This is a genomic window from Sporosarcina sp. E16_3, from assembly GCF_017347125.1.
Taxonomy (GTDB): domain Bacteria; phylum Bacillota; class Bacilli; order Bacillales_A; family Planococcaceae; genus Sporosarcina.
The window spans coordinates 38193-57584 of the sequence record NZ_JADPRX010000011.1 but is presented as its reverse complement, the minus strand read 5'-3'; the positions used below and the strand labels follow the sequence as shown (position 1 = coordinate 57584).

At 39.0% G+C, this 19392-nt stretch carries 18 protein-coding genes and 1 riboswitch; of the genes, 13 read left to right on the top strand and 5 right to left on the bottom strand.

All coding sequences use genetic code 11. The annotated features are described in order from the left end of the window. Nucleotides 1-4: 4 nt before the first annotated feature. The 8 genes from I2483_RS08895 to I2483_RS08860 all read left to right on the top strand — a co-directional run bounded on the left by I2483_RS08895 (nt 5) and on the right by I2483_RS08860 (nt 9017). Nucleotides 5-793 carry an MBL fold metallo-hydrolase gene (locus I2483_RS08895; protein WP_207175413.1) on the top strand — a complete coding sequence of 263 codons (789 nt, stop codon included), beginning with the start codon at nt 5-7 and terminating at the stop codon, nt 791-793. Nucleotides 794-1099: 306 nt separating this feature from the next. Then, complete coding sequence (locus I2483_RS08890) at nt 1100-2347, top strand: S1C family serine protease (RefSeq protein ID WP_207175411.1); 1248 nt, start codon at nt 1100-1102, stop codon at nt 2345-2347. A gap of 167 nt (nt 2348-2514) precedes the next feature. Then, nucleotides 2515-2679 carry a CxxH/CxxC protein gene (locus I2483_RS08885; RefSeq protein ID WP_207175409.1) on the top strand — a complete coding sequence of 55 codons (165 nt, stop codon included), beginning with the start codon at nt 2515-2517 and terminating at the stop codon, nt 2677-2679. Nucleotides 2680-2758: 79 nt separating this feature from the next. Then, on the top strand, nt 2759-3238 hold the full coding sequence (gene rlmH / locus I2483_RS08880; RefSeq protein ID WP_207175407.1) for a 23S rRNA (pseudouridine(1915)-N(3))-methyltransferase RlmH: 480 nt from the start codon (nt 2759-2761) through the stop codon (nt 3236-3238). 106 nt (nt 3239-3344) lie between these two features. Continuing rightward, nucleotides 3345-5405 carry a GAF domain-containing sensor histidine kinase gene (locus I2483_RS08875; protein WP_207175405.1) on the top strand — a complete coding sequence of 687 codons (2061 nt, stop codon included), beginning with the start codon at nt 3345-3347 and terminating at the stop codon, nt 5403-5405. 339 nt (nt 5406-5744) lie between these two features. Further along, nucleotides 5745-7247, top strand: a complete 1503-nt coding sequence (locus I2483_RS08870) for a malate:quinone oxidoreductase (protein WP_207175400.1) — start codon at nt 5745-5747, stop codon at nt 7245-7247. A gap of 154 nt (nt 7248-7401) precedes the next feature. Continuing rightward, nucleotides 7402-7782: a VOC family protein gene (locus I2483_RS08865; RefSeq protein ID WP_207175399.1), complete on the top strand. Its 381-nt coding sequence runs from the start codon at nt 7402-7404 to the stop codon at nt 7780-7782. Between the two features lie 893 nt (nt 7783-8675). Then, nucleotides 8676-9017, top strand: a complete 342-nt coding sequence (locus tag I2483_RS08860; protein ID WP_207175398.1) for a zinc ribbon domain-containing protein YjdM — start codon at nt 8676-8678, stop codon at nt 9015-9017. A 60-nt stretch (nt 9018-9077) separates the two neighbouring features. Here the strand turns inward: I2483_RS08860 and I2483_RS08855 are convergent, their stop codons facing one another. Next, nucleotides 9078-10268 (bottom strand): coenzyme F420-0:L-glutamate ligase, encoded by a 1191-nt coding sequence (locus tag I2483_RS08855; RefSeq protein ID WP_207175396.1) that lies wholly within the window; start codon nt 10266-10268, stop codon nt 9078-9080. Nucleotides 10269-10391: 123 nt separating this feature from the next. Between I2483_RS08855 and I2483_RS08850 the strand changes: the two genes are divergently transcribed. The 4 genes from I2483_RS08850 (at nt 10392) to I2483_RS08835 (ending at nt 14140) form a co-directional block, all read left to right on the top strand. After that, nucleotides 10392-11282 (top strand): LysR family transcriptional regulator, encoded by an 891-nt coding sequence (locus tag I2483_RS08850; protein ID WP_207175394.1) that lies wholly within the window; start codon nt 10392-10394, stop codon nt 11280-11282. Between the two features lie 134 nt (nt 11283-11416). Continuing rightward, nucleotides 11417-11599, top strand: a riboswitch (Lysine riboswitch). A 131-nt stretch (nt 11600-11730) separates the two neighbouring features. Next, the gene (locus I2483_RS08845; RefSeq protein ID WP_207175393.1) at nt 11731-12570 is read left to right on the top strand and encodes a transporter substrate-binding domain-containing protein; all 840 of its coding nucleotides are present in this window, start codon (nt 11731-11733) and stop codon (nt 12568-12570) included. A gap of 64 nt (nt 12571-12634) precedes the next feature. Then, nucleotides 12635-13387, top strand: coding sequence for an amino acid ABC transporter permease (locus I2483_RS08840; RefSeq protein WP_186671941.1), 753 nt, complete (start codon nt 12635-12637; stop codon nt 13385-13387). An 18-nt stretch (nt 13388-13405) separates the two neighbouring features. Beyond that, nucleotides 13406-14140: an amino acid ABC transporter ATP-binding protein gene (locus I2483_RS08835; RefSeq protein WP_207175391.1), complete on the top strand. Its 735-nt coding sequence runs from the start codon at nt 13406-13408 to the stop codon at nt 14138-14140. Nucleotides 14141-14241: 101 nt separating this feature from the next. Here the strand turns inward: I2483_RS08835 and I2483_RS08830 are convergent, their stop codons facing one another. Beyond that, nucleotides 14242-15546, bottom strand: a complete 1305-nt coding sequence (locus tag I2483_RS08830) for a uracil/xanthine transporter (RefSeq protein WP_255550366.1) — start codon at nt 15544-15546, stop codon at nt 14242-14244. 250 nt (nt 15547-15796) lie between these two features. Here I2483_RS08830 and I2483_RS08825 point away from each other — a divergent pair, with 250 nt between their 5' ends. Beyond that, the gene (locus I2483_RS08825) at nt 15797-16405 is read left to right on the top strand and encodes a class I SAM-dependent methyltransferase (protein ID WP_207175390.1); all 609 of its coding nucleotides are present in this window, start codon (nt 15797-15799) and stop codon (nt 16403-16405) included. 95 nt (nt 16406-16500) lie between these two features. On the opposite strand, the gene I2483_RS08820 is transcribed toward I2483_RS08825, so the two are convergent. The 3 genes from I2483_RS08820 to I2483_RS08810 all read right to left on the bottom strand — a co-directional run bounded on the left by I2483_RS08820 (nt 16501) and on the right by I2483_RS08810 (nt 19387). Then, nucleotides 16501-17643 carry an alpha-hydroxy-acid oxidizing protein gene (locus tag I2483_RS08820; protein ID WP_481886331.1) on the bottom strand — a complete coding sequence of 381 codons (1143 nt, stop codon included), beginning with the start codon at nt 17641-17643 and terminating at the stop codon, nt 16501-16503. Nucleotides 17644-17708: 65 nt separating this feature from the next. Beyond that, nucleotides 17709-18371 carry a methionine ABC transporter permease gene (locus I2483_RS08815; RefSeq protein ID WP_481886330.1) on the bottom strand — a complete coding sequence of 221 codons (663 nt, stop codon included), beginning with the start codon at nt 18369-18371 and terminating at the stop codon, nt 17709-17711. Continuing rightward, the gene (locus tag I2483_RS08810; protein WP_207175386.1) at nt 18368-19387 is read right to left on the bottom strand and encodes a methionine ABC transporter ATP-binding protein; all 1020 of its coding nucleotides are present in this window, start codon (nt 19385-19387) and stop codon (nt 18368-18370) included. The genes I2483_RS08815 and I2483_RS08810 overlap by 4 nt, the downstream gene beginning before the upstream one ends. Nucleotides 19388-19392: the final 5 nt, after the last annotated feature.

Sequence of the window (19392 nt, the reverse complement as noted above, 5' to 3'; positions counted from 1 at the left end):
TGTAATGCGTTTTAGTGTACTCGCAAGCGGCAGTAGCGGCAATGCGGTATTTATAGAGAACGATGAATATACTTTTCTCGTGGATGCGGGATTTAGTGCGAAGAAGATGGACAGCTTAATGGCTGGCATTGATCGTTCTATGAAAAAGGTTGACGGTATTTTTGTAACACACGAACATAGTGACCATATAAAAGGGATTGGCGTTGTTGCACGGAAATACGGTACGCCAATTTACGCGAATGAAAAAACATGGCAGGCAATGGATGGTCTTGTCGGCAATATTCCCCTCGATCAGCGCTTTCAATTTGATATGGAAACGGTAAAATCATTTGGCTCACTCGATGTTCAGTCATTTGCAGTTTCACATGATTCAGTCGATCCGATGTTTTATGTATTCCATGAGAATGGCCGGAAACTTGCGGTCATTACAGATACGGGTTATGTGAGTGATAGGATGAAAGGGTTCATCCGCGGTGCAGATGCTTTTGTCTTTGAAAGCAATCATGACGTCAGTATGTTGCAGGTAGGGCGCTATCCTTGGTCCGTGAAACGACGAATTCTTAGTGATGTAGGACATGTATCCAATGAAGATGCTGCGGTTGCCATGAGCGAAGTTGTTGATCAAAAAGATACGAGAATCTATTTATCACATTTAAGTAAAGATAATAATATGAAAGACCTTGCAAGGATGAGTGTTACACAGACGCTTGAGACATGTGGTATCAGGACAGGTGAATTTGTTCATCTTTATGATACGGATGCAGATCAGCCGACCGAACTTGTCACAGTATAGAGTAATGTCTCTTGCCTTACCTTCAAGGGATTGTATAAAAACCTTACTAGTGTAAGGTTTTTTATTTGTCTAGGAAATTATAAAATCACGTACTGTGGATAAGCTGCTACAGGGAGATTTCTTGTCCAAACTCCAGCGCCTAGAGGCTCGGAGGCTCATAGGACGTGGGTCTGCAGACATTGCCGCTGGCCTACAGGACTTAGGCTACATTCATTTGTAACAGGCGCTTGCGCTTTTAATTTTTGAAATGGCTGAAATAGGGTAATGTTAACTACAATGACATCATCAGTAGAAAGGGAGAGGTGTATGGACGAACACAATAACAATCAAGTGAATGGAGGACCACAGCCTTCTGCTCCAGTACTTGAAAGTACATCGCGCAATAGTCAAAAGTCTCCGAAAAGAAGAGGTGGTTTCTTATCAGGGTTTATTGGTGTTGGAATTGGTGCACTTCTCGTTTGGTTCATCATGCAAGGTGAAAGTACTACAAAGGAACAACTGCAGACGAATAGCGCAGAGCAAAAGGCCGACATTATGCCAACAAATAGTGTATCCCTCGATGTGACTAGCGATGTAACAGACATCGTTGAAAAAGTGGTAGATTCAGTTGTCGGCGTAACGAACTTAAAAACGGTTAGTGATCCTTGGTCGCCCATAGAAACGACTAGGGAAACGGGTTCTGGTTCCGGTGTCATTTATAAGAAGCAAGATGACAAAGCCTACGTCGTCACGAATCACCACGTTGTGGAAGGTGCGCAAGAACTTGAAATTACTTTCGATGATGGTTCAAAGACAGCAGGAAAAATCATAGGCAGCGATATGTGGACTGACTTAGCCGTCATTGAAATTGACGCTAAACTTGTTAAAACAGTTATTGAGTTTGGGGATTCAGATGCTTTGAAACGCGGTGAAACGGTCATTGCGATTGGAAACCCGCTTGGTCTAGGTTTTTCGGGTTCGGTAACCGTCGGTGTTGTATCTGGAAAAGATCGTTCGATTCCAATTGATTTCGATGAAAATGGCACAGTAGATTGGTTTGCAGACGTCCTACAAACCGACGCCGCTATCAACCCAGGTAACTCGGGAGGCGCATTGATTAACCTTGCGGGCCAACTTATTGGCATCAATTCCATGAAAATATCGGAAGCAACAGTTGAAGGAATCGGACTGGCCATTCCCGTCAATCTTGCAACACCGATTATCGATCAACTTGAAATGCAAGGAAAAGTAAACCGTCCAACAATGGGCGTAACATTACTCGATCTTCGAAGCATACCTGCGCAGCAACAAAGGGAAATGCTAAAATTACCGGCGAATGTAACGGATGGGGTTATTATCAATGAGGTTATGATCAATTCGCCTGCTGAACTTGCTGGCGTGAAGCAGTATGATGTTATCGTTGAGATGGACGGCGAAAAAATTGAAGATATGGTCAGCTTGCGTAAACACCTGTATACTTCGAAGGAAGTAGGCGACACGATGCAAATGAAAGTGTATCGCGATGGTCGATTGCTCGAAATTGAAATGGTGTTAAAGGACGGTAACTCGTTCTGATAATAAAAATTATACACAGATTCCTATGAAAAACTTATCCACAACGGGTATAATAGCTAACAGCTAGCTATTACGCCCGTTTTTTTATTATATTCGCTGTTTGTGGATAAATCTAAAAATTTGTGAATAACTTTGTGCAATATAAAAAGCTGAAAGTTGGGATAGAAATGAATATTAATAGCTGCGAAACTCATATAAACCATGCTCTAGACGTTTTTGTAGCGGAGCAAGGAAAGTTTCCAATTATGGAAGTTGTACCGAAAGAAGAAAAGTTATCCACAAAGTGCAGCTACTGCGAAGAGCTTGCGATATATGTTGTGGTGAAAGAATAGCAAGACACAAGATGTAGATAACAGGTGTGGATATGTGTATAAGTTTTGTTTGTAATAAATTAAAAAGGGTGGACAACTTGTGAATATTACAATTGTGACAGTAGGTAAATTAAAAGAGAAGTATTTAAAAATGGGCATTGAGGAATTCTCTAAACGATTAGGCGCGTATGCAAAAGTTAACGTAGTCGAAGTAGTAGATGAGAAAGCACCTGAATCATTAAGCAATGCTGATATGGAAATTGTGAAGAAAAAAGAAGCGGAACGAATTTTGGCTAAAATAGGGTCGGATACGTATGTGATTGCGCTTGCGATTGAAGGAAAGATGAAGACGTCAGAAGAGCTAGCTGCGGACTTAGAGTCGTTGATGACCTACGGACGTAGTAAGATAGCGTTTGTTATCGGTGGATCGCTAGGATTGCATGACAGCGTAATAAAACGGGCAGATGAATTACTGTCCTTTTCGAAAATGACATTTCCACATCAGATGATGAAGCTGATATTACTGGAGCAGGTATATAGGGCTTTCAGGATAATGAAGAATGAACCGTACCATAAGTAAATGAGGTTTTTGTAATAGAAATTTTAATTCTTTTTAATGATTGTGATGTTTGAACCTCAAGAACTTCAGCTGAAATTTAAAATGCCTATGATTGGGGACCGTATGGATGTTAAGTGAACAGACGAGATATTCTAGGCTTGCGAACATAACTAAAATAATAAATACAAAGTTAGAACTTCGTGAAGTATTACAGCGTGTAACAAAGGCGATATCCGAAGAGATTGTTCAATGTGACTCTGTTGGTATTTATTTACCCCAAAAGGATGGAACATTCAGGGGGTTTGCAGGAAAACCAGAAGTCATAAATGGTATAACACTTGATACGCAGGTAATTGATCTTGAAATAGACTTACTGGCCAGAGAAGTGATTGAAACCCAAAAAACCATCTACATCCCTGATACCTCAAAGGATAATAGGCCGGACCCGAGACCAGTCAAAGCTTTCAAAATAAAATCCTTATTAGTTCTGCCTATCGCATTTGGGCATGAGTTATTTGGTCTAGTTTTTTTATTCGATTATGGGACGCCAATGAACTTAACAGAGTCAGAAATTCAAAGTGTTCAAGCTTATGTGAATATGGCAGCAGTGGCAATTCAAAATGCCAATAATTTAACACAAAAAGAAGATCTTATTTCCGAAAAGCAGTTATTACTTAATGTGACACGTGATTTGTCGATGTGTGTCTCTATAGTGGAAAGTCTTGATATATGCTTTTTTTACTTAGGAAAAGTTTTAGATAGTAAGAGTATTGCTGCCCACCTACTAGATCCCTTAGAAAAAACAACAATTTTTAGTAAAGACTATGAGTGGACACAAGCAGGTTGGGTTGCGAACCTTAAAAGCATAGGAATTGATCAAAACTATGAAACCATGATACAAGAGGTTATTAAAACAAAACATATAAGTTCCATCCCGAATGTAGATAGTAAGGATTTACTTATGATTCCGTTAGTTTCAATGGGAGAAGTATTAGGAATAATAGCAGTTGTTAATGTAGAGGGGAAAGCTGACAATTATCATAAGTCCCAAATTCAACTGGCACAATCCATAGTTGATGCTACAGCTCCTATATTTTCTAACTTGTTATATATGGACCAACTTGAAAACATGGTGGAAGAGCGAACAAGCGAATTAGCTGCTGCTAATGAAAAAGTTACGAGTGTAATTGAAAGTATTACGGATGGATTCTATGCTTTGAATAAAGAATGGGAATTTATATATTTAAATAAACATCAATATTTACCACAAAACAAAACAGCAGAAGATGTATTAGGTAAGAATATTTGGGATGTCTTCCCGAAGAACCTAGATACAGTCATGTATAAAAAACTTCATCGTGCAATGTCAGATCGAGTAACAGTACAATTTGAATTCCTCTCGGCCTATAATAATTATTGGTTCGAAGTAGTCGCTTACCCATATGATGAGGGAATCTGTTGTCTCTTAAAAAACATTACTGAAAAAAAGAAATATGAAGAGGAATTGAAAAGGTTATCCAGCTTAGATTTAATAGGGCAAATGGCAGCAGGTATTAGCCATGAGATAAGAAATCCAATGACAACGGCACGGGGGTTCTTGCAGTTATTAAAAGAAGAGGATGAATTGGATAAATATAATGGTTACTTTAATTTAATGATTGAAGAACTTGACCGTGCCAATTCTATTATTACTGAATTTCTGTCAATGGGTAATACAAAGACATCCGATTTAGAGATGTTAGATTTGAATTTAATTATTCATGGTATTATTCCCTTAATAAAGATTGATACACTTAATCAAAATAAGTTTATTCAAGTTGATACTAAAGACATTCCAGAATTACTTTTAAATCGCAATGAGATACGGCAATTAATAATAAATCTATACCGTAATGGCTTAGAAGCGATGGGCACGGGCAAAGTTCTATCCATCAGCACCTACAAGGAAAATGAAAATTATGTGGTTCTTGCAGTGCGGGATCAAGGAGAAGGCATCAGGCCTGAAATAGTAGAGAAATTGGGTACTCCATTCTACACGACCAAAGATAATGGTACTGGCTTGGGATTAGGCATTTGTTATGCTATTGCTGCACGCCATAATGCGAAGATAGAGATTCAAACGGGATTGGAAGGGACTACCTTTTTGGTTAAATTTAATTATAAAAAGATGAATAAAGGTCTGCTTTAGATTAGTCGCGGAGGACCGTACCATAAGTGAAGGCGAAAATTAGAGGGGTACGACTCACTAGTAACGGCAAATCAAAGCCTTTATCATTGTAAGAAGCTGGGTTAAGGCCATGGGTTTTAAGTATTCCTGGGGACCACTTGTTTCTTACCAACTTTTAAATAAACTATAACTACTATATAATAGAAGTTATTCCGACCCATAAGTAATTGTAATACACTATAGGATTGTTATAATTGAGACAGAAAAGGTATGTGACTGGGTCACTCTTTAGCTTGCCATCAAGTCCAAGCAGGAGCGCATACATCCTTTCTGCGAATATGAGGTATAAGGATGGTAAAAATGAGCAACCAAGAAACTAAAACAGACGTTATCTTAATTGGTGCCGGAGTTATGAGTGCGACTTTGGGGACAATGCTAAAAGAATTAGTACCAGAATGGAATATTAAAGTCTTTGAGAAGCTCGCAAATGCCGGGGAGGAAAGCTCTAACGAATGGAATAATGCGGGAACAGGGCATGCAGCACTATGTGAACTGAACTACACCAGTGAAAAGCCAGACGGATCTGTAGATATAAGCAAAGCCATAAAAATTAATGAACAGTTTCAGCTTTCAATGCAGTTTTGGACTTATCTTGTAAAAAATGGACTGATCAATAACCCAGAGGACTTTATCATGCCGTTACCTCATATGAGCATGGTACAAGGGGAACAAAATGTAGCGTTTTTAAAGAAACGTTTTGAAGCAATGTCAAATAACCCATTGTTCAAAGGAATGGAGTTTTCCGACGCCCCGGAAAAACTGATGGAATGGATTCCGCTTATTATGCAAGGTCGTCCATCGAATGAAGCGATAGCAGCGACAAAAATCGACACTGGAACGGACGTCAACTTCGGTGCTTTAACGCGCATGTTATTTGACCACTTACAGACTAAAGATGTTGATATTAATTACAAACGTAGTGTTGATGCTATTAAACGTACGAACGACGGCGCATGGGAATTGAAAGTGAAAAATGTCGATAGCGGTAGCATCGAACGCCATACTGCAAAATTCGTTTTCATCGGTGGCGGTGGCGGAAGTTTGCATTTATTGCAAAAAACCGGCATACCTGAAGGAAAACATATTGGTGGATTCCCTGTAAGCGGAATCTTCATGGTGTGTAATAATCCAGATGTTATAGCGCAGCATCACGCAAAAGTATATGGAAAAGCGCAGGTTGGTGCTCCGCCAATGTCTGTTCCGCATCTTGACACAAGATTTATCGACAATAAAAAATCGTTGCTATTTGGACCATTTGCCGGATTTTCGCCAAAGTTCTTAAAAACGGGTTCAATGTTGGATTTGGTAACCTCTGTAAAGCCTAATAATGTCTTGACGATGTTAGCGGCGGGTGCAAAAGAAATGTCATTAACAAAGTATCTTATCCAACAACTTATGTTATCCAAAGAACAGCGAATGAAAGAGTTACAAGAGTTTATTCCGAACGCAAAAATTGAAGAGTGGGATTTTGTAGTAGCGGGCCAACGTGTACAAGTCATCAAAGATACTGAGGCGGGCGGTAAAGGAACACTTCAATTTGGTACGGAAGTGATTACTTCAGCAGATGGCTCGATTGCAGCATTGCTCGGTGCTTCTCCAGGTGCTTCTACTGCGGTGCATGTTATGTTTGAGGTAATCAAAAAATGCTTCCCACAACATATCGAAGAGTGGGAACCAAAGCTTAAAGAAATGGTTCCCTCGTATGGCATGTCACTAATGGAAAACCCAGAGCTTTTGCACGAAATGCATGCTTCAACAGCGCAGACGCTTGGTCTAAGCGAAAACTTGCCGGACCAAAGCTGATTTTTTGGATGTAGAAACAATGGTGATAAACTATACTATAGAACCTTTGATCTGTCTTTGGATTAAGGGTTTTTTTTCAAGACCTATAGTTAGACGGACACGGAGAACCGTGTCGTAAGTACACAAAACAAACTACAGATAGGGAGAGAACACTATGATTACTAAAATCGGCCAAATTATGCTGTATGTCAATAACCAAGATGAGGCAGTAACATTTTGGACAGAAAAAGTAGGATTTAGCGTCATTTCAGAAGAAGATAATGGGCAAGGAATGAAATGGATTGAAATTGCGCCGTCAAAGGACGCGGAAACAGCTTTCATCCTTCACAATAAGGAACTTATTGCAAAAATGCAGCCGGAATTAAATCTTCAAACACCATCGTTACTGCTTTTCTCAGATAAGCTTGATGAATTATACAAAGACTTTAAGGAAAAACAGATTACAGTTGGAGAACTGGTAACAATGCCTTCCGGCAGAGTGTTTAACTTTGCGGATAATGAAGGAAATTACTTCGCGGTTTTGGAAAAGAAGTGAATTTCTAATTATATATATTGAACCATGTCTGTTTATTAATTATTTATTTGCATAATCGGTCCGCTTACGGCTAACTATTCATGACAGATTTACTGAGGGGTTCTATTGTTGTGGTTAGAAGTGACTCCGTCACTTCTAACCACAATATTTTCAGTCATCCTGTTGTGAATAGTTGCCTGTCGCGCACCTACAATGTTCAAGTGCAAAATGCAGTTATGTTTGAAAGAATGGAATAGATGACTTTCTATAGGGATTGTAAGTGCCCGAAGATGCAATTTCGGGCACTCTTGCACGTTGTACAATGTGTTTCTTGCTTACTTTTAACATAGAGTAGTCATCTAATTATGTGATGTCTACTTGAAAGTCATTCTTTTTTAATAAATAAAGAAAAAACTATATAGAAAGTTTCAGCCGCCAAAATTGCATCTTTGGCGGCTTTTCTCCAGCTAAGGAGCCGGTATTCTTTCGTCCCAAAAAGCTTCAGCACTTCGTTTATCTGTGTTTTAGAAGAGCGACGGATGAAGGACCACCATACGATTACCGAAAAGACTGCGTAGTGATGCGACAAAGACGCATCACTACACGCCCAGACATCTCGGTAATCTTATAGAAGTCATTCAATCCGAAGCGATTCCAAAACAACTATACACGTAGCGCCCAGTAGGTGATCATGTTATTCACTAGTTACTTTTGGTTAATCAACATACGTGATATTGAACAAATGAATACCTATATAAACTGAGCGGAGGCATCCCCTAGCGCCGTAGCGGCCTTGAAGGGAATCTTTATTCCAACTTATGTAGAAAATGTTTGGCAGAGGACTTCAGGAAGGTTTGTCAATACGAGAAGACTATGAGAGGATATAAGCATATAACGAATGGAGGAAATGAATTATGCCGAATTTACCAAACTGCCCGAAATGTAGTTCTGAATATACATATGAAGATGGAGACCTTTTCGTTTGCCCGGAATGTGCCCATGAGTGGTCTTTAGGAGCAGAAACTGGGAATGTTGAAGAGCAAAAGATTTACAAAGATTCAAATGGAAATGTTTTAAACGATGGCGATTCTGTAACAGTTATCAAAGATCTTAAAGTAAAAGGAAGTTCATTAGTTGTTAAAAAAGGAACAAAAGTAAAAGGGATACGTTTAATTGATGAAGACCATGACATTGATTGTAAAATTGATGGTATTGGGGCTATGAAGTTAAAAACGGAATTTGTTAAAAAGCTATAAACACCACGTTTTACATGTGAAAAAAAGCTAGGCTCAGCGCCTAGCTTTTTTTAGTGTTTGTTACTTTGTAAAGTTATCGAAATAGCCTTGTATAAAGACGATAGGCGTACCTTTATCTCCGCTACCTGATGTTAAATCAGAAAGAGAGCCGATAAGGTCGGTAAGTTTTCTAGGTGTAGTACCTTGTGCTTCCATCGCCCCTACAAGATCGTCGTCTTTATCGGTAATGAATTGTGAAATAGCTTGTTTAAGTTCATCGCCTCTTAAATCAGCAAAGTTATTATCAGCAAGATATTTTAACTTTATTTCATTAGGTGTACCGTCAAGTCCCGGTGTGTAAGCTGGTGATACGACCGGATCTGCTAGCTCCCATATCTTCCCGACAGGGTCTTTAAATGCTCCATCTCCGTAAATCATGACTTCGATATCTTTTCCAGTCTTTTCTTTAAGCATATGCTGTATGTTATCCACGACAGGTTGGCAATTACGTGGGAAAAGTTTAACATCGTCTTCAGTTGATTTGTTTGATCCAAGCAAACCATAATCTTCATTATAACCACTGCCATCAATAGACTCAGCTAATATGTCATCAAGGCTATAAATGTTAATGCCACCATTTTCTTTTAATATTTTTTTAGTTCTAAATCTCGTGTGTATATCACAAGTAAGAACATGTTTTGTATAATCTAAAATGGTTTTTGGACTATTTGAGAATATAACTTCACATTCAACGCCGTATTCTTCAACTAATGATTTGTAGTAATCAATATAGTCAACGCCAGTAAAAGTATGTTTATTATAGCCAAAGTGGCCGCGGAATTGTTCTTCTGTTAAAACATCTGTCCAAGGATTAATACCTTTTTCGTCAAGCATGTCCAGATCCACTAGGTGATTTCCAACTTCATCGGATGGATAGCTAAGCATTAAAACCACTTTTTTAACGCCTTTTGCAATACCGCGAAGGCAGATTGCAAAACGATTACGACTTAAAATAGGGAATATTACCCCAACAGTTTCTTCTCCAAACTTTGAGCTAACGTCTTTAGCAATATGATCAATCGTTGCATAATTACCTTGAGCTCGAGCAACAATGGATTCTGTTATAGAAACAATATCTTTATCATTAAATGCAAAGCCTTCAATTTCGGAAGCTTTTAACACACTTTCTACGACAATATCCTCAATATTATCTCCACGATTTATTATTGGGCAACGGAGACCCCTTGCAACTGTTCCAACTATTCTTTCCAATGGAATCGCTCCTTAGTATTACAAAGTATATTTACATTATCTAACTGTCTACCTGTACTATACAACGTATTAGTGGTATAAGTAAAATTAATATAACGAATGGTAGGTATAAGGAGTGGTTATATGGTGAGTAAATTAGATTTATATAAAATTTTTTGTAAGGTAGGAAAAAGTGAAAGTTTTTCCAAGGCAGCAAAAGATCTTTATATGACACAACCAGCCGTTAGTCAGGCAATCATGCAATTGGAAAGGGAATTAGATACCCGTCTTTTTATTAGAACACCTAAAGGAGTTTCTTTAACAAATGAAGGCAGTCTTTTATTTGAGTATGCTAATTCGGCCATTAATTTAATTCATGTCGGAGAAGAAAAGATTTTAGAGTTTAAGAATTTAACGACAGGTGAATTAAAGATAGGCGTAGGGGATACCATTTCTAGGTACTTTTTACTTCCCTATTTAGAAGCTTTTCATAATAGATACCCGAATATCAAATTTAATATCGTTAATGGTACAACATTGGAACTTTGTACGATTTTAAAATCAGGAGGGGTGGATATTGCTGTTTGTAACTTCCCGATTGATGATCCTACATTAGAACTAAGGCCGTGTATTGATATCCAGGATACGTTTGTTTACGGGGAGAGATTTAAGAAAATCTTAGCTAAACCGTTAAGCCTTCATGAATTAGTAAAACTGCCATTAATTTTTCTAGAATCAAAATCAAATTCCAGAAGGTATGTGGAGGATTTTATGATATCTAAAGGTATAAAGATTTCACCGGAATTTGAATTAGGTTCACATGATTTATTATTGGAGTTTGCTAAAATAAATTTAGGGATAGCATGTGTGACTAGAGAATTTTCCAAAGAGTACTTAACTAAAGGATTATTGCATGAAGTACAACTGATTGAAGAAATACCTAAGAGAAGTATAGGCGTATGCTTTTTAAAAAGTGTACCACTATCACGAGCTTCAACAAAGTTTGTAGAAATCGTAGAAAACAAAAATAATTAGTTCTTCTGTTTATTGCCAATTAATAAATTACTAGGCTGTTATATAACAAAGTCAGCCACTTGTTAGACCGGTTGACAGATAGAATATATTCTTGTAGAGTATGTATCATAATTGAATACAACCTCACTTTTTATAGGTGAGGTAGAGGCGCGTTATTTAACAGTCCTTAGAGGAGCTTGAGAAGCTACGATTCTAGGGAGAAGGAAATATCGCCGAAGTTTGTACTATTTCTCTGTATTACTTACTGGGTCTGCAGTTAAGAACTGTAGGACTGTCTCAATAAACGTTCCGGTTTATTGAGGTGTGCTATCTCATTATGGAAGGAAGAGGATTTAGGGCAACTATACATATTGTGATCTGAGATTATATCAGGTCTTTTTTTGTACAGGTTGGCCTTTTTAGTATATAAAGATACTTGGAAATCTAAACAAAAAGGGGGATTTTGTTCATGAAGAAAAAGTTATCATTACTACTAGCACTGTCTTTTTCAGCAATTATGCTATTAGCGGGATGCGGGGCAAGTAGTTCCGGGAGCAAAGGTTCATCGGAAGAAAAAGAAACGCTTACAGTAGGTTTGGAAGCTGGGTATCCCCCATTTAATTGGACGCAAATGGGTGATGCCAATGGTGGTGTGAAAATCGATGGCAATGCAGAATATGCAGGTGGCTACGATGTTGAAATTGCGAAAAAGATTGCGGATGGCTTAGGGATGGAATTAGTGGTTGTGAAAACGGAGTGGGATGGTCTTGTACCCGCATTAGTATCTGGTAAAATCGATGCGATTTTTGCAGGGATGTCACCGACAAAAGAGCGCAAACAGACCATTGACTTCTCTAATAACTATTACACGTCAAACTTTGTAATGATTGTCAAAAAAGGTGGATCGTATGAAGGGGCTACTTCCATCCAAGACTTCTCTGGAGCAAAAATAACTGGTCAGTTAAATACATCTCACTATGGGGTAATCGATCAAATTAAAGACGTGAAAAAACAACCCGCATCAGATAACTTTCCTGCAATGCGTGTTGCCCTGGAATCAGGCGTGATTGATGGATATGTATCTGAACGTCCAGAAGGAATTAGTGCTACTTCAGCAAATGATAAGTTTGCAATGGTCGAGTTTACAGATGGGTTTGAAGCGGATGAAGAAGAAACGGCAGTGGCAGCCGGACTGAAAAAAGGCAGTGAATTAACAGACAAGATTAATGATATCTTAGCAGATATTTCAGAGGAAGAACGTCAAAGTATTATGGATGCCGCTATTAAAAATCAGCCAGCGGCTAAATAAGGGTGAAGTGGTACCGGCTGCATTTATTTGCAGTCGGTTTTATGTATGAACTAGGGGGAAAAGTATGAGCTTTGAGTGGATGTTATCATTAATTATTAATAACTGGCCGATGTTCCTTCGTGGAGCAGGAATGACACTCTTAATTTCCATAATTGGTACTATATTAGGTGGAGTTATTGGTTTAGTAGCAGGGGTTATTCGTACGATACCCGCGCCAGAACGACGGGTAAAAAGGATCTTTTTAAAAATAGTTAACGTAATTCTAACTATGTACATAGAATTTTTCCGTGGAACGCCAATGATTGTACAAGCTATGGTCATTTATTATGGTTCTGCTTTAGCTTTTGGCATAGATATCGACCGAACAGCTGCAGCTATATTTATCGTATCAATTAACACAGGGGCTTATATGGCTGAAATTGTTCGAGGCGGTGTACTTTCTGTTGAAAAAGGACAATTTGAAGCAGCACAAGCGGTTGGTATGAATCATGTCCAAACGATGCTAAACGTTGTATTACCACAAGTGATTCGTAACATTTTACCGGCAACTGGAAATCAATTTATCATTAATATTAAAGATACATCCGTATTGAATGTAATTGGTGTAACAGAACTATACTTTCAAACAAAAACCGTGGCAGGAATCAGCTTCAAATATTTTGAGCCATTTTTCATCGCGTGTATTTTGTATTTCATCATGACATATGCCGTGACACTAATTCTACGATATTTCGAAAGAAGATTAGAGGGTCCAGAAAATTACAGTATGATAGGTCAACCAGCACAAGTGATTGGAGCAAATACAAAAGAGCATTAAAAGGAAGGGGGAGCATACATGGGAAACGTAATTGATATTCAACATCTAAGTAAATCCTTTGGAAACCATGAAGTCTTAAAGGACATAGACTTTTCAGTATCTAAAGGAGAAGTTGTCTGCATTATTGGATCTTCTGGATCTGGAAAATCTACTCTACTACGTTGTATTAATCTGTTAGAAAAACCAAGTGGCGGTCAAATTATCTATCAAGGGAAAAATATATTGGATAATAAACATGATATCCACGCGTATCGAACAAAGTTAGGAATGGTATTCCAGCAATTTAACTTATTTAATAATCATGATGTATTGAATAATTGCGTTGTTGGGCAAGTGAAAGTATTAAAGCGCTCAAAAGAAGAAGCTGAAAAAATAGCGATGAAGTATTTGAAAGTCGTTGGTATGGGCCAATTTGTTAACGCAAAATCAAGACAATTATCAGGCGGTCAAAAACAACGTGTGGCAATTGCTAGAGCGCTTTCTATGGAACCTGATGTCATGTTATTTGATGAACCTACATCGGCACTAGATCCTGAGATGGTAGGTGAGGTTCTGAAGGTAATGAAGGAACTTGCTGGAACGGGGCTGACGATGTTGGTTGTTACACATGAAATGGAATTTGCAAAGGAAGTTTCGGACCGTGTGGTATTCATGGACAAAGGGGTAATTGCAGAAGAAGGAAGCCCTGAGCAAATCTTTAATAATCCAACGCAAGAACGTACCAGGGAATTCCTAAAACGTACCTTAAAGTAGTAGTTGTACATACCCGAAAGATCCTTCAACTATATAAGAATAAAAAAGAAAGGATATCCCATTGGAGGATATCCCTTTTCCAGTTGTCTATCAAACAGAAGTCATGTGTTTATTTGATGAAATCTAGATCCAAGATAATACAAAAACTCCATAAAGAGTGCAACCAGGATTCCCATGAGCATACCATTCGAAAGAATTGGACGTACAAGTTGTGGAATCGTAGTAAAAGCAGTTGCTGGCAGTGACATTATTGCGAGTCCAAGAAGAGCTGGTAATGCGATACGATAGACGGTTTTGGGCTCAAAAGTTAACCCTTCGATGTTCCGAATTGCTGTACGGAACAACTGTATGTAGGCAACGAATAGCACTGTATTGCCGACGCTGTGTGGAATTGTTGAGAAAAAGGCGCTTAATTGTGGAATCATCCCCAAGAGGATGAATAGCGCGGATCCCACGAAAAATGGAGCTCTTTCTCGAATACCTGTTGACTGTAATAAGCCTAATGAGGAAGCGTACGGTGCATAAGGTACGAGTCCAAGCACACCTGAAAATGTCGAAAACAGTCCTGTCAGTGCGAAGGAAGCACGGTACTGCTTAGGAGTTGTCTCCTTTTCAAAAATATCTTCTGCCCCTTTTAATGTGGCAATTGTATTGGTGGTGTTTAATAATCCGGTAATGACGACAGTAATGACAATGCCCCACTCAAAGGCGGGTTGCCCCCAAGGAAACCAGGTAATGAAAGGGGGCGCTTTAATTGTCTCTGTTACTTCCACGGGAAACAGTAGCGTGGCGGCAATCCACCCGACGGTCATTCCGATGAGTAAATTCAAGCTGCTAATTATCCCTTTCCCTTTTACATGGATAAGGATTGTCAGTGCGGCGAGAATAAATGAAAAACAGGCGACTTTTACATCTATAGAATTATCTACATTGAGGCCAATCATTCCTTTTAGAAAAATAGTGATTAGCTGATTAGCCAGTAATAGAAGAAAGACAAACATCACGACAGGTGTAAACCACTTCTTTAATACTTCCCCCATACCCAAAATGCCGAAAACTGAGACAAGAATGCCCGAAATTATTATCCCAACTGCAATGCTACCGCCAATCGTAGTCAGTTCAAGATTCATCGTACTGGCAGTAGCAGCTAAACTTAAAATGACGCCCCACCATAGTCCGGATTGACCTTCCATTAATGCCAAACGATGCCCGATAAGCCCTTGCGACAGACAGGCTATCCCCGTGAATATGAAGGAGCGTTGAATTGCAGATACAATTTCAATTGATTCCAACTGAAAAGCACTGCCAATTGAAATGGGAATGACCACCGTATTGGCAAACATAAAGAATAGCCACTGAAATCCGGCTAGTAATGTCACAGACGTTTGTAATGATTTTGTTTCCAATCAATCCGTCCCTTTCTACTCTAAGTTTATTTTACGGAAACTAGATATACGGAGGATTATACCATACTAGTATCCTACAATAGGTGGAAAATTGAAACTATTTGTATTGATACGATATGTCGGTGAAATTAGTGACTAAATAAAGTCTCCCAGATGCATACTCGAAAAAACTTGACTCGGTTTTTAAAATGTTCGGGTCTTATTCTGCTATTAAGATACAATAGGTATAAACAAGTGGGGAGGTATGGCTATGTACGATAAAGAATGCGATCGACTACTACGCATTAATACCGTTGGAATGCGGGAATGGCTGCATCAGTCCTCTCATTATAACCGCTATGAAGCGACACCTTATAAGGCACTAGATGAATTTTTTCAGGTATATGAATTAAAGAATACCGACAGATTAGTCGATTTTGGATGTGGCAAAGGCAGGCTTCCATTTTATGTGCATAATCGTTGTAATGTTTCAGTTACTGGGATTGAGATGAGTGGGCAGTTATATCAGGAGGCACTTGAAAACCAAGCAAGCTATATGCAAAAAGTCAGACGGTCGAGTGCGTTCATCCGTTTTGAACGTTGTCTGGCAGAGGAATATGAAGTGGAGACGGAGGATAACCGGTTTTATTTCTTCAATCCGTTTTCAATCCAGATTTTCATGACGGTTATTGCTAACATTTTACGGTCAGTTGAACAGCACAAGCGGCCTGTAGATATTATCCTTTACTATCCAACGAGTGAATATATCGAGTACCTCGAAACGAGTACCCCCTTTGAACTGATAAACGGAGTGAAAGTATCTAGTATGCATGAAAAAGATCCTAACGAACTTTTTTTGGTATTCCGATTTGGAGCTTAATCTGACAAAAAAGGTAAGCCACGTTCCAGGCAGAACGTGGCTTACCTATTCTCATATAGATGAAGTATTGGGTAGTATTTTGTTATCTAAAAACCTTAATCAGTAGTAATTATAGTGCGAAGGTCTTTTAAATTAGTAACACCCGATAGTGAAATGGAAACTTTCATTTCTTGAAGGATATTCTCCAATACCTTTTCAACGCCTTTTTGTCCGCCTACCGCTAGACCGTAGACGAAAGGTCTACCGATTAAAACTGCATCAGCACCTAGTGCAAGTGCTTTGACAACATCTGTGCCCCGTCGGACTCCACTATCTAATAGTACAGGAACTTTGCCACCTACCGCCTTTACGATTGCCGGTAGAGCCTCTATACTAGCGATTACCCCATCAAGTTGACGCCCCCCATGGTTAGAAACGATAATTCCATCAATACCGTTTTCGATAGCTAGTTTTGCATCTTCCGGATGTAAAATCCCTTTTAAGAGGATTGGCAAGGACGTTCTTTTCTTTAACTCCGCGACTTGCGCCCAACTTAGTGTAGGGTGGTAAACGTTATCCAGTATTCCTTGAATGACGGCGTCAAAATCGTTAGTTGGAATAGAGGCTAAAAATACTGGATCAGTTTCATAGTTCGCTTTACCAAAACCTTGCTTTAACGGAGAATAATGATTACGTACGTCTTCTTCTCGCCATCCAAGCATCACTGTGTCAACGGTTAAAACAATAGCCTCAAAACCAGCTTCCTCAGCTCTTTTGACCATGTTGTAACCAATTTCATCGTTAGTGCTTGACCAGTAAAGCTGAAACCATTTTGGACTGTCGCCAGTAGCTTCTGCGATTTCTTCAATTGAAAAACCAGATACTGTACTTTGAATGAAGGGGACCCCAATTTCTGCGGCTGCTTTTGCAGTAGCGATGTCGCCATCTTCATGTGCGATTAATTGCATGCCGACAGGAGCGATTAGCAAAGGAAAAGGGTATGTACGACCGAATAGATTTACAGATGTGTCCAATGTAGAAACATCATTTAGAAATCGAGGGACAAGGGAAAACTTTGAAAAAGCGGAGACGTTTTTTCGAAGCGTCTCTTCGCCACTTGCCCCAGATTGGATATAGCCGAATGCGCCAGCAGACATTTTTTCTTTTGCTGCTGCTTCCAGTTCTTCGAATGACACCGGAAAAGACTCGGTAGGGTTGATGTTTTGTAATAGTAAGTCGTTATTTCTAGTTGATGTCAAGATCATTCATACCCTTCGTAAGGAATTTGGTTTTCTTTTTATAAAAAAACACTTGAATCTTTGAATTAATCCTTTTTCAGACGTGTAGCGAGCCTGTTTCCAATCGACTGGATACTTTGAACAAGAATGATAAGAATAAAGATGGTTATGTACATTACGTCAACTTCGTATCTCAAATGGCCATAACGATAAGCTAAATCACCAAGACCTCCGGCGCCGACGAGACCTGCCATTGCGGTTGCACCGACTAAGCTAACAGTAGCAATTGTTAACCCCAAAATGATGGAAGGGCGGGCTTCTCTTAGCATTACATTCCAAATGATGTGTCTTGTTTTAATGCCCATCGCCGTATAAGCTTCTACTACCCCATTTTCGACTTCCAATAATGCCGTTTCCATTAGACGGGCAATGTATGGAGAAGTATAGATTACGAGGGGGACGATGACGCCTTTTACCCCAATTGTCGTGCCTACAATTAGTTTCGTGAAAGGCAAGATGAAAAATAATAAAATAATAAATGGAACGGATCTGACAATGTTAACGACTAAATTTAATAGATGGTTTAACCATTTATTATCCAGTGCTTGTCCGGGTCTCGAAAGCACCAATAAAATCCCTAAAGGAATTCCGATAATGATAGAAAACAAAAGTGATATTCCGACCATTTGAAAGGTTTCAACAGTCGCTTGTTGGAATTGGGGCAACCACTTCTCGATAAACTCGCTCAATTTTCATCCCTCAATTCTTCTGTGCCGACACCTTGTTCTTGTAAGAAACACAAAGTACTTTCGACATCGCTTTTTTCACCGATAATATGAACGACCAAATTTCCAATTACGCCATTTTTTAGTTCGATGATATTCGCAGCCAATATATTTGGCTTCACATTAAACTTTTGACTTACCTCTGCAAGTAACGGTTTTCCTGTAACCAAACCAGTAAAGGTTAGCCTGATAACCGAACCGGACAAATTCAATTGCGAAATCAAAGTTGCAGACAAGTTACGTTGGGAAATGGTGTTTAAAAACTTTTTCGTCGTTTGGTGAGATGGATTTGTGAATAGCCCAATCGTTGTGCCTTGTTCCACGATACTTCCACCTTCGAGTACGTAGACGTAATCACAAATTTTTTGTATCACGTTCATTTCATGTGTGATAAGTAAAATTGTGATGCCAAACTCTTCATTTATTTTTAATAGTAAGTCAAGGATAGAATCCGTTGTCTCGGGATCAAGTGCACTTGTCGCCTCATCGCTTAGCAATATTTCCGGCTCCTGCGCCAACGCTCTTGCAATTGCGACACGCTGCTTTTGCCCACCAGACAATTGAGAAGGATAATGATGATGCTTATCTTGTAAACCAACAATCGCTAAATACTTATTCGCACGTACTTTCACTTCTTCTTTATTGACCCCTAGAAGTTTTAACGGAATGGCAATGTTGTCGTAAACGGTTGCTGTTTTCAACAAATTGAAGCCTTGAAAAATCATTCCTATTTTTTGGCGTGTAGCACCTAACTTATTAGGGGAGAGCGCGGTTATTTCTTCACCGTTTATGACTATCTTTCCGCTCGTTGGCCGTTCAAGTAGGTTCACACATCGGATTAAGGTGCTTTTACCAGCACCACTGTAACCGATGACCCCATGAATCTCACCTTTTTTCACATGAATATTGGCATCGTTGACGGCTTTAACCTCTTTGCATTTTACCGTAAACACTTTCGAAACATTTTCTAATATAATCATATTTT

Excerpts from the sequence above, each read along its gene's own strand:
- I2483_RS08895 (WP_207175413.1), top strand. The coding sequence starts at position 5 with ATGCGTTTTAGTGTACTCGCAAGCGGCAGTAGCGGCAATGCGGTATTT.
- I2483_RS08890 (WP_207175411.1), top strand. The coding sequence starts at position 1,100 with ATGGACGAACACAATAACAATCAAGTGAATGGAGGACCACAGCCTTCT.
- I2483_RS08885 (WP_207175409.1), top strand. The coding sequence starts at position 2,515 with ATGAATATTAATAGCTGCGAAACTCATATAAACCATGCTCTAGACGTT.
- I2483_RS08875 (WP_207175405.1), top strand. The coding sequence starts at position 3,345 with ATGTTAAGTGAACAGACGAGATATTCTAGGCTTGCGAACATAACTAAA.
- I2483_RS08870 (WP_207175400.1), top strand. The coding sequence starts at position 5,745 with ATGAGCAACCAAGAAACTAAAACAGACGTTATCTTAATTGGTGCCGGA.
- I2483_RS08865 (WP_207175399.1), top strand. The coding sequence starts at position 7,402 with ATGATTACTAAAATCGGCCAAATTATGCTGTATGTCAATAACCAAGAT.
- I2483_RS08860 (WP_207175398.1), top strand. The coding sequence starts at position 8,676 with ATGCCGAATTTACCAAACTGCCCGAAATGTAGTTCTGAATATACATAT.
- I2483_RS08850 (WP_207175394.1), top strand. The coding sequence starts at position 10,392 with ATGGTGAGTAAATTAGATTTATATAAAATTTTTTGTAAGGTAGGAAAA.
- I2483_RS08845 (WP_207175393.1), top strand. The coding sequence starts at position 11,731 with ATGAAGAAAAAGTTATCATTACTACTAGCACTGTCTTTTTCAGCAATT.
- I2483_RS08840 (WP_186671941.1), top strand. The coding sequence starts at position 12,635 with ATGAGCTTTGAGTGGATGTTATCATTAATTATTAATAACTGGCCGATG.
- I2483_RS08835 (WP_207175391.1), top strand. The coding sequence starts at position 13,406 with ATGGGAAACGTAATTGATATTCAACATCTAAGTAAATCCTTTGGAAAC.
- I2483_RS08825 (WP_207175390.1), top strand. The coding sequence starts at position 15,797 with ATGTACGATAAAGAATGCGATCGACTACTACGCATTAATACCGTTGGA.
- I2483_RS08810 (WP_207175386.1), bottom strand. The coding sequence starts at position 19,387 with ATGATTATATTAGAAAATGTTTCGAAAGTGTTTACGGTAAAATGCAAA.